The organism is Cupriavidus consociatus (genome assembly GCF_017814975.1).
In the GTDB taxonomy this organism is placed as follows: Bacteria; Pseudomonadota; Gammaproteobacteria; order Burkholderiales; family Burkholderiaceae; genus Cupriavidus; species Cupriavidus consociatus.
The window spans coordinates 63800-77785 of the sequence record NZ_JAGIQA010000029.1; the positions used below are offsets into that span (position 1 = coordinate 63800).

Genomic DNA, 13986 nt, shown 5'->3' on the forward strand with positions numbered 1-13986 from the left:
GACGCCACGGCAACACATCAGGAGACATGAGAATGAAAAGGACTAAGCTCACGGCCGCAGCGACGGCGCTCGCAATGTGCACGGTAGCCGGCGCAGCCACGGCGCAGGTGTCGAACGACAAGATCAAGGTTGGCTTTATCACCGACATGTCAAGCCTGTACGCCGACATAGACGGAAAGGGCGGCCTCGATGCAGTCAAGATGGCGATCGAGGACCACGGTGGCAAAGTCCTGGGCAAGCCCATCGAGATTCTTTCCGCCGACCACCAGAACAAGGCCGACATCGCTGCCTCCAAGGCGCGCGAATGGATGGACCAGGAAGGGCTGGATCTGTTGTTGGGAGGCACCAACTCGGGCACTGCGCTGGCGATGAACAAAATTTCCTCGGAGAAGAAGCGCGTCTACTTCAACGTGGGCGCTGGCACCGCGCGCCTGACCAATGAAGAGTGCTCGCCGTACACGGTGCACTACGCCTATGACACGGTGGCGCTGGCCAAGGGCACCGGCAGCGCGGTCGTCAAGCAGGGCGGCAAGTCCTGGTTCTTCCTGACCGCCGACTACGCCTTTGGCCACTCGCTCGAAAGTGACACCGCCGCAGTGGTCAAGGCCAGCGGCGGCACGGTGGCAGGGCGGGTGCGCCATCCGCTGTCGGCGTCCGACTTCTCGTCATTCCTGCTGCAGGCGCAGTCGTCCAAGGCGCAGATCCTGGGCCTGGCCAACGCCGGGGGCGACACCATTAACGCGATCAAGGCGGCCAAGGAGTTCGGCATTAGCAGGTCGATGAAGATCACCGGCCTGCTGATGTTCATCAACGACATCCACAGCCTGGGTCTGAAGAACACCGAAGGCCTGCTGATGACCGACAGCTGGTACTGGGACATGAACGACGACACCCGCAAGTTCGCCAGCCGTTTCTTCATCCGAAACAAGAAGATGCCAAGCAGCTTGCAGGGGGCGGATTACTCCGCAGTCAGCACCTACCTGAAGGCGGTGGAAGCGGCCAAGACCGACGATCCGGACAAGGTCATGGCCGAGCTGAAGAAGATGAAGATCAACGACTTCTACACCAAGGGCTATATCCGCCAGGACGGCCGTGGCATCCACGACATGTACCTGATGCAGGTGAAGACCGCGGCCGAGTCGAAGAAGCCGTGGGATTACCTGAAGGTGGTGGCGACCATCCCGGGCGATCAGGCTTTCGGTACGGTGGCCGAGTCGAAGTGCCCGCTATTGAAGCGATAAGGCCGCCAGTGCAGCGCTCGCCGGCTCGCTAAGCCGGCCTCGCCGCAGCATTCTGCGCGTTGCTCTCGCTCGCACCCAGTGTGCGACGAGACTGGAACGGCGCGCATGCCCGCATCTGCAACGGGTAAACAACTAGCCACGGAAAACAGCGAGCCACATGGACATCTTTGGAATCCCTCTTCCCGCCTTGCTGTCCCAGTTTCTGCTGGGGCTGGTCAATGGGGCCTTTTACGCGATGCTGAGCCTGGGCCTGGCGGTCATCTTCGGCCTGCTCAACGTCATCAATTTTGTGCACGGTGCGCTCTTCATGCTGGGTGCGGTGCTGGCCTGGATGGGCATGGAGTACGCCGGGCTCAACTACTGGATCATGCTTCTGCTGTCGCCGCTGGTCGTTGCCGCCATCGGGGTGGTGATCGAGAAGACCATGCTGCGCTGGATCTACAAGCTCGACCACATCTACGGCCTGCTGCTCACACTGGGCATCACGCTGGTGATCGAGGGAATCTTCCGCTCGGTCTACGGCGTTTCGGGCCTGCCATACCAGACGCCCGACGTGCTGCAGGGGGCGACCGACCTCGGCTTCATGATCCTGCCGAACTACCGCGCCTGGGTCGTGGTGGCTTCGCTGGTGGTGTGCTTCGCAACCTGGTACGTGATCGAGAAGACCAAGCTGGGCGCCTACCTGCGCGCCGGCACCGAGAACCCCAAGATGGTCGAGGCCTTCGGCGTCAACGTGCCGTTGATGGTGACCCTGACCTACGGCTTCGGCGTGGCACTAGCTGCGTTTGCCGGGGTGCTGGCCGCGCCGGTGATCCAGATCTCACCGCTGATGGGCCAGAACCTGATCATCATCGTGTTCGCAGTGGTGGTGATCGGCGGCATGGGCTCGATCATGGGGGCGATCCTGACCGGCTTGGGGCTGGGCCTGGTCGAGGGTCTGACTAAGGTGTTCTATCCAGAAGCATCGTCGACCGTGGTGTTCTTCATCATGGTGATCGTGCTGCTGCTGCGCCCGGCGGGGCTGTTCGGAAAGGAGAAGTAATGACTGCATCCACATCGTCGACACCTTCGACGAAACCCACCCTCGCACAGAAGGCAGCTCAGGCACAAATTGGCCAGCGAGTGCCGAAGAAGCTGCTGTATGGGTTGCTGCTTTTGGCGCTGATCGCTGCGCCGCTGGCGGGTGCCTATCCGGTATTCGTGCTCAAGGTGCTGTGCTTCGCGCTGTTCGCGTGCGCGTTCAACCTGCTGATCGGCTATACCGGACTGCTGTCGTTCGGCCATGCCGCTTTCTTCGGCGGTGCCGGCTACGCGGCCGGCCATGCCATGAAGGTCTGGGGCGTGACGCCCGAGATCGGGCTGCTGCTGGGCACGACCACCGGCGCGCTGATTGGCTACGTGGTCGGCTCCCTGGCGATCCGCCGCCAGGGCATCTACTTCTCGATGATCACGCTGGCGCTGGCGCAGATGCTGTTCTTTATCTGCCTGCAGGCGCCCTTCACCGGCGGCGAGGACGGACTGCAGGGCATTCCGCGCGGCAGGCTGTTCGGCGTGCTGCCGCTGTCCAGTGACCTGACGCTGTACTACGTGGCGCTGGTGATCATCGTCGCGGCCTTCGCGCTGATCGTTCGCACGGTGCATTCGCCGTTCGGACAGATCTTGAAGGCGATCAAGGAGAACGAGCCGCGCGCCATTTCGCTGGGCTACGATGTCGACCGCTTCAAGCTGACCGCCTTCGTGCTGTCGGCGGCGCTGTCGGGGCTGGCCGGCTCGATCAAGGCGCTGGTGCTGGGCTTCGAGACCCTGACCGACGTGCACTGGTCGATGTCGGGCTCGGTGATCCTGATGACGCTGGTCGGCGGCCTGGGCACCTTGTCCGGCCCGATCGTCGGCGCCTTCGTGGTCGTGGCGCTGGAGAACAAGCTGGGCGACATCGGTGCCTTCCTCGCTTCGGTTACGGGGATTGACTGGTTCAATACCCTGGGAGAGTCCGTTGCGATGGTTATCGGGGCGATCTTTGTCCTTTGCGTGCTGAGTTTCCGCCGTGGCATGATGGGCGCGTTGGAGGCGCTCTTTGCGCACAAGCGCGAGTAAGTTCCGCGAAGAGCTCCCAATCCGTTCGGGTTCCATTCATAACCAGCCCGGCTCAAGGTTGTACAACATGAATTGGGCTAGCGCTCTTCTCGGGTCCCGCAAGCCCCATATCGCTTTCATCGTTTCTCGAGCTGCATCGTTGCAAGTTGCCTCGCCTGAATGATGCGACGTTATTCCTTCTAATGAACAAACAACAAACGAGGAGACAATTTCATGCAGAGTCTTGCTAAGAGTTCTTCGAGGCGCTGCCGTCATACCGCATGGTGTTGGGTAGCCATTCCCGCCGCCGTAGCAACGGTCCGAAACAGGTGATCACGTTCCCCCGAAATCGCTGATCACGCGCCCTGAAATACGCACCTCGGCCTTCAAGGCCGCGGAAGGATATACGGTGGCGTCTCGGGCAGCGGCCCGCGGGCCGCTGCCGGCTTTGCCTGAGGGTTTGCTGGATGAGTTGGTCAAAGGGCCGATGACCCCCAGCGAGGTCCAGGACCTGATGCTGGCGTTCAATAGCCATCATCGAACGGGCGATGAACGCCGAGATGAGCGACCCGCACCGGGCCGCGCTCGGTAATCACGGTCTTGCCGCTGAGGCAGTTACGGGCATTGGACTGCTCGGCCGGCTTGGGCTCGCCTGGCTCATATCCCAAATGCGAGCGAGTTGCCACGCGACCGCGATGGCAGCTTCGAGCCGAAGCTGATCCCCAAGCCAGTGGGAGTCCATTGGCATCATGCCCCTGTTATATACTGAATTTGCCCCATTACACACCTGCCACCGCTTCGCGGCGGATATCGCTTGCAAATAAAGGGGATCAGAACCGCGGCCGCCCATAAAGGTTGCGGCGGGCGGCGAGTCTTGCGCGGGTGCAGGCGTAGCGAGGGTAGGCGGCGTCCATCATGTCCGCGATCCGCTCCAAGCGGTCCGCCTGGGTGAAGCGGCACGCAAGCAGGCATTCGCAGGCGCAGTAGCGCATGATTTCTTGAAGTAGTGCGTACCTCTTTTCGGAAGGGAACTGCAGATTGCCGACCTTCGCCCACGCTTTGAGCCCTGCATGGGCCAGCGCCATGAGTTTGTCGGGCGTGGCCGGCCCGGATTGGCAAAGCTCAACCGCATCCCGATGCAGTTGTCGGTCAAGATCACTCATGCCGGTACCTTGGCGGAAGGGTGGAGATCCCGGACGCTGACCCAACGCGGGCAAATTTTCGCGCGGCCGCGTACGAACTCTTCCACTTCAACGTCGGCGGTAAGGCCGCTCGGCCCCTTGAAGACGGAGAGCACGCGAGCCTGGCGTGAGGGAAGAGCGGGAGCGGCCCGGTAGAGCAGTGTGGCGAAGGCGCCGGCCTCGATCCATCCATACGCGCGATAGAGCGGTGTGCCGTTAGCGTGCCGGCCGATTTGGTCGCGGAACGGCGGCTTCAAGCCGCCGAGGAAAGCGCCGAGTTGCGACCGCTGCATGCCGATGCCATCAGTGGTTTCCTGCCGCAGGCAGGACCGTACCGGCGGGCCAGCGCGGCGCGCATGACGCGTCGATACTCGGCGCCGCCCGCCAGCATCACCAAGCCGACACGGGTTGGCCAGGCAGCGGGCTGCAGGTAGCGCGGCAAGTCGGCCATCATCTGGTCGGCGCGTTTCCGCGTCATGCGCTCATCGTAGGGTGCAATCTCGGTGTCGGGCGGCAGGAAACCGTGAAGCGCGGACAGGATCAAGACGCGTGGCGCCGCATCGCTGCGCACGTGCGCCCGGTACGATGCGTACATGACGCCCCGGTATAGGTCGATGGCGCGCGCATCCCGATCGAGCTTCGTGCTCGAGCAGGCCATCAGGAGTAGGGCCGACTCGCTAGCATCATTACGGGGTTTGGGGGTGTCGGGGAAGAGAGATAGTTGGCTGGTAGAAAGCATGGGCATCAAGTCGCGTTGCATGCTTTTCACTCTACAGACCCAGCGCCAAAGTCAAGGCAACCGTGAACGAAGGCTCGGACAGGTTCCCTCGTGCATCGCCCGCTGTCGGAGAGACGAGAAGGCGCTAGTCTGGTCTGCGCCGGTGTGGAAACCCAGCGGGAATTGCGCAGGCTGCCAGTAATCGGGAGGGACGCGTTCGGCCACTGGCGCGCTCCCTTTTGCGCTGGTGTGCGTGGCCCGCGTCGGAATGTATGTCGCCCATGACAGTTGCTCGACGAGGCGGCGCGCATGCTGTGAAGCAGCGCGCCGCTGCATCGTTCAGCTGTAGTGTCAGGCCATCTCTAAAACCAGGTTGCGATAGATCGCGCGCGCGCCATCCAGCTGTTGCAGCGCGATCGATTCATCGATGGTATGCGCGTCCTCCTCGCACCCCGGCCCCAGCCCGATGGTCGGGATGCGGCGGCGGCCGGCCGATTCAGAGCCGTTGGTGCAGAACGCCCAGGTTCCGACCTGCGGCGAGTGCCCGGCTTGCGCGATAGCGCGCATCGCGGCTTGCACCAGCGGGGTGCTTTGCGGCTGCTGCCATGCCGGCAGCCAGCGGGTCGGCCGCGCCGATTCGCCGGTGAAGGTCCGCACCTCATCGTCGGAGACCGTCAGTGCAAAGCCATGCAGACCATTGGCGCGCAGGCAGGTGTCGATCTGGCCGAGGATGTCCACGCGCGTCTCGCCGTCCAGGGTGCGGCGGTCGAAGCGGATGGTCGCCGAAGTCGGGATCATCGAGATCGACGGATACGGCGACGAGACGATGTCCGTCGGCACCAGCAGCGCGGCGCCAAGGACTGGGTCGACCGGCAGCTGCAGGCCTTCCAGCGCCATCAGCGCGCGTGCGGCGGCGTGCAGCGGATTGATGCCGAGGTGCGGCGTTGCCGCATGCGCGGGTTTGCCGTGGAAGGTGAGCTGGATTTCCAGCCGCCCCTTCTGTCCCGTCTTGACCTGCAGCTTCGACGGCTCGCAGATGACCACTGCCGCGGGCTGGCATCGGCCGAGCACCGATGCCAGCGCATGCCCTTCGATGACTTCCTCCAGCACGCTGGCGGACACCGCGATGCGCTTGCGCAGCGGCCGCTCCCGCGCCGCCGCGGCGACGCCGCAGATGGCGGCGGCTATGCCGCCCTTCATGTCGGTGCTGCCGCGTCCGTACAGCCGGCCGTCGTGGATGGTGCCGCCGAATGGCTCGAAGCGCCATGTGCCGGTGACTGGTACCACGTCCATATGGCCGTCGAACAACAGCGCCACATCGGCATCCTCGGGGCCGATCAGCCCGAGCACACTGCCGTTGCGGTCCGTCGTCACCGACGTGAATCCGGCTTCGGCCATGCGGCGCGACAGCAGCGCGGCAAGGTCGCCCTCGTGCCCGGACAGGCTGGGGATGCGCACCATCTCGCGGGTCAGCGCGGTGACATCACTGAGATTGCTCGCTGGATCGATCATGTCGCGTTTTCTCTTGTAGTCAGCGGTTGACCAGCGCAGCGGGCACGCGCAGCACCAGCAGCGCGCCGATCACGGTGAAGGAAGCGAGGAAGTACATGCCCCAGTCGGTCGAGCCGGTCAGGTCCTTGATCCAGCCGATCGCATAGGGACTGGCAAAGGCGGCGAGGCCGGCGAAGGAATTGATTGCCGCAATGCCTGCCGCCGCGCTGCGACCTTCGAGGAAGGCGGTCGGCAGGCTCCAGAACAGCGGCGAGCAGACCATGCACCCTGCCGCAGCCACCGACAGCATCGCTACCGCGAACGCCGGGTTATGACTGAACATTGTGCTGAGCGCGAGGCCGGTGCCGCCGACGAGAAATGGGATGACCATATGCCAGCGCCGCTCGCGCGTCTTGTCGGAATGCCGGCACACCAGGATCATCGACACCACCGCGAACGCGTTCGGGATCGCCGTCAGCAGGCCGACGTCGAGCAGTGAAACCACGCCCGTCGAGCGGATCACCGACGGAATCCAGAACGCGAGGCCAGACAGGCTGGAGACCGTGCAGTAGCAGATCAGCGCCATATGGATCACGCGGCGGTCGCGGAACAGCTTCAGCAGCGAAACATGCTCGGTCTTGCTTGCCTTCTCCGCCGCGATGTTGTGCGTGAGGCGGTGTTTTTCGGCCCCGCTGAGCCAGCGTGCCTCAGCGATGCTGTCGTCCAGGTACCAGAGCACGGCAAGGCCCAGCACCACCGACGGAATCGCCTCGAGCATGAACATCCATTGCCAGCCGGAAAAGCCGTAGTGCTGGTGCATGCTTTCCATGATCCAGCCCGACAGGGGTCCGCCGAGGATGCCGGCTACTGGCACCGCGGTCATGAAGACCGCGATCACCTGGCCGCGGCGGTGCGAGGGGAACCAGTAGGTGAGGTACAGGATGATGCCGGGATAGAAGCCGGCTTCGGCGGCGCCGAGCAGGAAGCGCAGGATGTAGAACAGCGTCGGTGTTTTGGTCAGTGCCATGCAGGCCGAGATGCAGGCCCACAGGACCATGATGCGCGCCAGCGTCTTCTTGGCGCCGATGCGGTGCATCAGCACGTTGCTCGGCACTTCGAACAGGAAGTAGCCGATGAAGAAGATGCCGGCGCCGAGGCCGTACACCGTGTCGCTGAACTTCAGCTGGTCCAGCATCTGCAGCTTGGCAAAGCCGACGTTCACGCGGTCCAGGAAGGCTGCCACGTAGCAGGCCATCAGGAAGGGCAGCAGTCGCCAGGCCACCTTGCGGTAGAGCGCGTTGTCGTGCGCTGCCATCGTGTCCGATGTGTTCGGGGTCGCGGCCGGCGCGCGCAGCGTCGGCGCGGAATGCAGGGAATCGCTCACTATGGTCCTCCTTTGGATTTGATGAGACAACAACGCCCCCTGCGGGCGCCCAGGGGCACCTGCATGTTCTTTTTATCTCGACTAGGGAAGGGGGCGGAAAGGTGCGCCGGCTACGCAGCGGCCAGCGCCTGCGGCGGCGTGGCGCCGCGTTGGCTGGTGATGCGGCCGTAGGCCTCGGGGCGGCGGTGCCGCTCGAAGTTGAAGGTCGTGGCCTTATACGACTGGCACAGGTCGAGGTCGCAGCGCGCATTGGCCAGTTCGTCGCCCTTGGTCGAGCAGGCCGCGACGATCTCGCCGGACGGCGCGATGATGCAGGTGCCGCCGATCATCTCGCAGCCTTCTTCCTTGCCGGCCTTGGCTACGCCGACCACCCAGGTGCCGTTCTGGTAGGCGCCGGCCTGCATCACGAGGTGGTTGTGGAACATCGACAGGTCGTCGTGCTCCGGCGCGGGCGGGTTGTGCACGGGCGTGTTGTAGCCCAGCAGGATCATCTCGGCGCCTTGCAGGCCCATCACGCGATAGGTCTCCGACCAGCGGCGGTCGTTGCACAGCGCCATGCCCATGACGCCGCCAAAGCCTTGCCAGACGCCGAAGTCGTCGCCCGGCTCGAAATAGCGCTTTTCCAGGTGCTGGAAGGCGCGCCACGGCTCATGCTGGTCGTGACCGGGCAGGTGCACCTTGCGGTATTTGCCGATGATCTTGCCGTCGCGGCCAACGAGGATGGCGGTGTTGTAGCGCCGTTGCACGCCGCCCTCCAGCGCCAGTTCCGCATAGCCGAGGTAGAAGCCGATGCCGAGCCGCGCGGCGGTGTCGAACAGGATGCGTGTCTCGGGGCCGGGCATTTCGCGCTCGTAGAAGGCGTCGAGGGCTTCGGGGTCTTCCAGGTACCAGCGCGGGAAGAAAGTGGTCAGCGCAAGTTCTGGGAACACCACGAGGTGGCAACCCATCTCGTGGGCATGGTGCAGGTGGGCCAGCAGGCGGGCGACGACGTCGCGGCGCGAGTCGCTGCGCTGGATCGGGCCGAGCTGGGCTGCGGCGACATGGACAAAGCGGGACATGATCGGGAAGTCTCCTGTTATGCGGGGAATGTCAGGCGGCAAGTTCGAGCATCAGGTCGAGCAGCACGTCGGCGCCGGCCTGGATGTCGCAGTCATGGGTGAGCTCGGCGACGTTATGCGACAGGCCGGCTACGCTCGGCACGAAGATCATGCCGGCCGGGCACATGCGGGCGAGTATTTGGGCGTCGTGCCCCGCGCCGCTCGGCATGCGCCTGACGCTGTGTCCGTGCCGGCGCGCGATGGCCTCGACGCGGTCGACCATGCCGGCATCGAACGCCACTGGTGCGAAGTCGGCCAGCGTGCGCTGGCTGAGGCGAACGCCTTCGGCCTTCACCATCTCCTGCGCATAGGCCAGCGTGCGTTGCACCGCCTCCGCCAGCACAGCGCCATCGGTATTACGCAGGTCCACCGTGAACACCGCGCGGTTCGGGATCACGTTGACGAGGTTCGGGAAACACTGCACCTGCCCGACGGTCGCAAGCTGCGCGCCGCCGAGCTCGCGCGACAGGTCGCGCACGAAGCAGGCAACGCGCGCGGCGACGAGGCCGGCGTCGTGGCGCAGCCGCATCGGCGTGGTGCCGGCATGGTTGGACGTGCCCTCAACGGTGAATTCGGTCCAGTGGATGCCCTGCACGCCGGTGACCGCGCCGATGGCGATGTCCTCGTGCTCAAGCACCGGGCCCTGCTCGACATGCAGTTCGACGAAGGCATGCACGCGATTGCGGCCCACTGGCGCAGGGCCGGCATAGCGGATCCGCGCGAGATTCTCGCCGACCGTGGTGCCATCGATGCCGCGCGTCTCAAGCGCCTGTTGCAGCGGCAGGTCGCCCTGGAACACAAGGCTGCCCATCATGTCCGGGGCAAAGCGTGCGCCTTCCTCGTTGGTGAAAAACGCAACCGCCAGCGGGTGGCGCGTGACGATGCCGGCCTCGTCTAGTGCGGCCATCACTTCCAGGCCGGCAAGCACGCCGAGGTTGCCGTCGTAGCGCCCGCCGGTCCGCACGGTGTCGATGTGCGAGCCGGTCATCACCGGCGGCAAGTCTTCGCGGCCGGCACGCACGCCGACCACGTTGCCGATACCGTCGATGCTGACCGCCAGCCCCAGCTCGCGCATCCACGACACCACCAGGTCGCGCCCGGCGCGGTCTTCGTCGGTCAGCGCAAGCCGGCAGACCCCGCCGCCTTCGATGGCGCCGACTTCGCCGAGCATGGCGATCCGTCGCAGCAGCCGAGGCAGGTCGATCCGCGCAGTTCGCTCAAGGTCGAGGGTCGCGGTCACGCTGCTTTCCTCACGTCTTCGGGGAGGCGGCCGACGATGCGCTGGTACAGTGCCACATCGGTCGCGCCTTCGCTGCCGAACACCAGCACCCGGCTGGCCGCGCTCAGGCCGAGTTGTTTACGCGTGGCGGGATCGGCCATGGCGCCAAGGCAGCCGGCCAGCCCCGCGACGGCCGATTCGCCGGCGACGATGGGGGCATCGCCATAGCGGCTGTCGGCCAGCAGGCGCACGCTTTCCAGCGCGGAGGCATCGTCGATGGACAGGAAGGCATGCGCGCCGGGATGCAGCACTTCCCACGCCAGCAGCGAGACTTCGCCACAGGCGAGCCCGGCCATCACCGTGTCAAGGTCGCCATGGACCGCCACCGGCTTGCCGGCGCGCGCGCTTTCATACAGGCAGGCGGCCTTGTCCGGCTCGACCACGATAAAGCGGGGGCGCTTGTCGCCGAGCGCTTCCCAGAAGTGCGCGCACACCGCGGCGGCAAGCCCGCCCACGCCGCCCTGCAGGAACACGTGGGTCGGCAACTGGTCGTCCGGCAACTGGTGCAGCGCCTCGTCGGCCATCACCGCGTAGCCCTGCATCACGTCCTTGGGCACCTCCATATAGCCTTCATAGGAGGTATCGGAGACCACGAAACGCCCCAGCCGTGCCGCATCCTCGGCCGCCTGGCGTACCGAATCGTCGTAGTTGCCGGCGGTGCGGACCACCTGCGCGCCGTACTGCTCGATGGCGGCCTTGCGTCCTTCGCTGACGGTGGCATGGATATAGATCACGCACTGGCAGCCGAAGCGTTGTGCGCCCCACGCCACGGAGCGGCCGTGGTTGCCGTCAGTGGCGCAGGTGACCGTGATATCCCGCACCACGTCGGCATAGCGGCCCGACAGCAGGTCGTCGACCGACACGTCGCCCACGCCCAGCCGGCTGCCGATCTCGCGTACCAGCAGGCAGCTGACCGCATAGGCCCCGCCCAGCGCCTTGAAGCTGCCCAGCCCGAAGCGGTCGCCTTCGTCCTTGTAAAGGATCTGTGCGACACCGGCGGCTTGTGCAAGGCCATCGAGTGCGACCAGCGGCGTCGGCGCGTAGCCCGGCCAGCGGCGGATCTGCGCGGCGGCGCGGACAAAGGCTTCGCCGCCGAGCACGGCTTGCTGGCGGGCGCCGTAAGGGGCGCCGGGCATGGCGGCCGGGTTCAGCGCGCACTGCAGCTTCAGGTTGGGGAGCGGGTGGTTCAAGACAGTCTCCTGGGTTGGGTTCTAGCGATGCAAGTCGCCGTAGTGGTCATGGAGCGATTCGATTTCCTCGAGCCGCTCGCGCGCCGCGTCGCCGAGAATCAGCGCGAGGCTTGTGCAAAGGTGGTTAATCAGGCTGACGGCCGCGACATAGGAGTCGAACACCGCCGCACCGTGGTTGACGCAGCGAAGCACCACGTCGGAGCGCGCCGGCAGGTCGGTCGCGCTGGGGTCGGTCAGGATCACGACCTTGGCGCCGACGCGGTTGGCGTGCGCCACCATCGGCCACAGCAGCGTGACGCGGCGGCGGAAGTCCATCACCAGCAGCAAGTCGTCCGCGCCCAGGTCGGCAAGGTCTTCGGCAAGGTTCAGGCCGGCGCCCGGCGCCAGCGTGACGCCCGGCCGCAACTGGGTCAGCAGCGCCCAAGCGTACTGCGCCAGCACGCGGCCGTTGCGGAAGCCGGCGATAAAGACCCGCCCGGCGCCGGCGAACAGCGCGACGGCGCGCTCGACATCGGCCTGGTGCAGGCGGTCGAAGGTCTGGGCGAGGTTCTGCAGGTCGTTGGCGAGATGGCGGGCCAGCGGCGCCTGGTCGTCGGCAGGGGCTTGCACGCCGGCCAGCTCATACAGCGGCGAGCCGCGGTCGGCCTCGTCGCGCAGCAGGGCGCGGACCTCGTTGAAATTCTCGTAGCCGAGGCGGCGGAAGAACCGGCCGGCGGTCGCCTTGGACACGCCGGCCTTCTGCGCCAGCTCGGTGGCCGAGTAGGCGGCAAGGTTGCCGATGCACTCCAGGGTCACGGCGGCCAGGCGGCGCTCGCTTTCGGTGAGCTGGTCGTTCAGCGTGAGGATCTTGTCTTGCAACGATGAGGTCATAGTCGGGTCCGAATGAAACTTCGGTTTCATAAATATAGGCCGATGAAACTTTGGTGTCAAACAAAATTCTGCATGAAACTTTAGTTTCATGAGGGGATTGTCGCGCACATGGTGCGGGCGGGTCGAGGCGTTTCGCTGAGTGACGTCGAGCCCGCACTCCTTAAAGATGCAGGCTTCTATGCAACCCGTCATAGGCTATGTGTCGTCTATACTTGACACATATCTCTGAAGGCCACGCCATGATTACTGCTCTCTTAGGTAACGCGATTCAACGCAAGCGGATTGCCCTGGGCTTGACCCAGCAGCAGCTGGCCGACATGGCCGGGCTGTCGCGCCAGTCGCTGAATGGGATCGAGCACGGCAGCGTGAACGCCACGCTTCAGACGCTGGGGCGACTGATGGACGTGCTCGGCCTAGCAGTCGATATTAAGGATCCCGAGGAAAGCCGTCGGATGAAGGGGGCGCCGACGCGCGCGCTGTGGATGGCCGCGAAGGGCGCCAACGTGAGCTACACAGGCGAGCTCACACCAGCCGAGCTCGAGCGCGCTCTGGCCACGGGGGAGGTGCCGTCAGAATATCGTCCCCAAGTCGCCCAAGTTTTGGATGAGGCGCCTCTGCAACTAGTCACCAAAGTAGTTGCGGAAGTAGCGGCGAAGCAGCACCGGAATCCGGCTGACATCTGGAAAAACCTCAGGCGGCTCGCGCAGTCCTTGATGGTGACCCGCGGAGGCCTGTGGGCATGAAAGTTGAACTCCAAGGTGACATCTGGGAAAGCCTGTTTCCGCACGCCTTCACGTTGATGGAAGAGGCGAGAAAGCACGGAGGCATCGAGCCGTTCTGGACCTTTGGGGGAGGGACGGTCTTGATGCTCCGGTACCGCCATCGCTTTTCCCGTGATATCGACCTCTTTGTACCGGATCCGCAATACCTGGGGTTCGTGACGCCGCGTTTGAGTGAGACGGCCGAAAGCATTACGAGCGACTATGTTGAGCAGGGGAATTTCGTGAAGCTGGTCCTTGACGCAGGCGAAGTCGACATCGTTGCCTCGCCCAACCTGACCGAGGAGCCATTCGAGATCTGGGAAATCATGGGGCGACCCGTCAAGGTCGAGACTGCGGCCGAGATCGTTGCCAAGAAACTCTACCATCGTGGCGACCGGGCCACTGCGCGGGATCTCTTTGACATGGCAGTCGTGGTCGAGCAAGAACCCACAGCACTCGTGCACGCTGCGCCGTTTCTGCTTCGACACGCGTCTGCCTTCCTGAACCAGGTCCAGGCTGGCCCTCCGATCATGCGCGAGCAGTTCAGCAGGATCCAGCGAATTAGTTTCAACCGGAGTTTCGACGAGTGCGTCGCCCTGGTGGGGGATTTTCTCCATCCGGTGCTGAACGCCGACGGTGCTACACCGAGGGCGCCGAGCCGGCCGCGCCCTTAGGATGCAAAACTCGATTCAGGATGCGCT

At 64.7% G+C, this 13986-nt stretch carries 14 protein-coding genes and 1 pseudogene; 6 read left to right on the forward strand and 9 right to left on the reverse strand.

The genetic code is table 11. The annotated features are described in order from the left end of the window. The first annotated feature begins 32 nt into the window (after window positions 1-32). The 4 genes and pseudogenes from J8I82_RS29990 to J8I82_RS39715 form a co-directional block, all read left to right on the forward strand. The gene (locus tag J8I82_RS29990) at window positions 33-1241 is read left to right on the forward strand and encodes an ABC transporter substrate-binding protein (protein WP_209763102.1); all 1209 of its coding nucleotides are present in this window, start codon (window positions 33-35) and stop codon (window positions 1239-1241) included. Between the two features lie 157 nt (window positions 1242-1398). Then, window positions 1399-2283, forward strand: coding sequence for a branched-chain amino acid ABC transporter permease (locus tag J8I82_RS29995; RefSeq protein ID WP_209763104.1), 885 nt, complete (start codon window positions 1399-1401; stop codon window positions 2281-2283). Then, window positions 2283-3335, forward strand: coding sequence for a branched-chain amino acid ABC transporter permease (locus tag J8I82_RS30000; protein ID WP_245180284.1), 1053 nt, complete (start codon window positions 2283-2285; stop codon window positions 3333-3335). The genes J8I82_RS29995 and J8I82_RS30000 overlap by 1 nt, the downstream gene beginning before the upstream one ends. 349 nt (window positions 3336-3684) lie before the next feature. After that, a pseudogene (locus J8I82_RS39715) lies at window positions 3685-3881 on the forward strand (hypothetical protein); the annotation flags it as partial. Between the two features lie 263 nt (window positions 3882-4144). Here the strand turns inward: J8I82_RS39715 and J8I82_RS30005 are convergent. The 9 genes from J8I82_RS30005 to J8I82_RS30040 form a co-directional block, all read right to left on the reverse strand. Further along, window positions 4145-4477, reverse strand: coding sequence for a hypothetical protein (locus J8I82_RS30005; protein WP_245180285.1), 333 nt, complete (start codon window positions 4475-4477; stop codon window positions 4145-4147). Beyond that, window positions 4474-4788: a hypothetical protein gene (locus tag J8I82_RS38605; protein WP_245180286.1), complete on the reverse strand. Its 315-nt coding sequence runs from the start codon at window positions 4786-4788 to the stop codon at window positions 4474-4476. Before J8I82_RS38605 ends, J8I82_RS30005 begins: the two co-directional genes overlap by 4 nt. Beyond that, a complete protein-coding gene (locus J8I82_RS38610) occupies window positions 4749-5255 on the reverse strand; it encodes a DUF6884 domain-containing protein (RefSeq protein WP_245180287.1) in 507 nt (168 codons plus the stop codon). Before J8I82_RS38610 ends, J8I82_RS38605 begins: the two co-directional genes overlap by 40 nt. A gap of 309 nt (window positions 5256-5564) precedes the next feature. Then, the gene (locus J8I82_RS30015; RefSeq protein WP_209763106.1) at window positions 5565-6725 is read right to left on the reverse strand and encodes a YgeY family selenium metabolism-linked hydrolase; all 1161 of its coding nucleotides are present in this window, start codon (window positions 6723-6725) and stop codon (window positions 5565-5567) included. A 19-nt stretch (window positions 6726-6744) separates the two neighbouring features. After that, the gene (locus J8I82_RS30020) at window positions 6745-8076 is read right to left on the reverse strand and encodes an MFS transporter (RefSeq protein ID WP_209763174.1); all 1332 of its coding nucleotides are present in this window, start codon (window positions 8074-8076) and stop codon (window positions 6745-6747) included. A gap of 122 nt (window positions 8077-8198) precedes the next feature. Beyond that, window positions 8199-9146 carry an N-carbamoyl-D-amino-acid hydrolase gene (locus J8I82_RS30025; RefSeq protein WP_209763108.1) on the reverse strand — a complete coding sequence of 316 codons (948 nt, stop codon included), beginning with the start codon at window positions 9144-9146 and terminating at the stop codon, window positions 8199-8201. A 31-nt stretch (window positions 9147-9177) separates the two neighbouring features. Further along, window positions 9178-10356 carry a M20 family metallo-hydrolase gene (locus J8I82_RS30030; protein ID WP_245180299.1) on the reverse strand — a complete coding sequence of 393 codons (1179 nt, stop codon included), beginning with the start codon at window positions 10354-10356 and terminating at the stop codon, window positions 9178-9180. A gap of 65 nt (window positions 10357-10421) precedes the next feature. Beyond that, entirely contained in the window at window positions 10422-11654 is a 1233-nt protein-coding gene (locus tag J8I82_RS30035; protein ID WP_209763112.1) for a diaminopropionate ammonia-lyase, read from the reverse strand. 21 nt (window positions 11655-11675) lie between these two features. Next, window positions 11676-12524 carry a MurR/RpiR family transcriptional regulator gene (locus tag J8I82_RS30040; RefSeq protein ID WP_245180288.1) on the reverse strand — a complete coding sequence of 283 codons (849 nt, stop codon included), beginning with the start codon at window positions 12522-12524 and terminating at the stop codon, window positions 11676-11678. A gap of 239 nt (window positions 12525-12763) precedes the next feature. Here J8I82_RS30040 and J8I82_RS30045 point away from each other — a divergent pair, with 239 nt between their 5' ends. Next, window positions 12764-13267: a helix-turn-helix transcriptional regulator gene (locus J8I82_RS30045; RefSeq protein WP_209763116.1), complete on the forward strand. Its 504-nt coding sequence runs from the start codon at window positions 12764-12766 to the stop codon at window positions 13265-13267. Beyond that, complete coding sequence (locus J8I82_RS30050; RefSeq protein ID WP_209763118.1) at window positions 13264-13959, forward strand: nucleotidyl transferase AbiEii/AbiGii toxin family protein; 696 nt, start codon at window positions 13264-13266, stop codon at window positions 13957-13959. Before J8I82_RS30045 ends, J8I82_RS30050 begins: the two co-directional genes overlap by 4 nt. Window positions 13960-13986 lie beyond the last annotated feature (27 nt).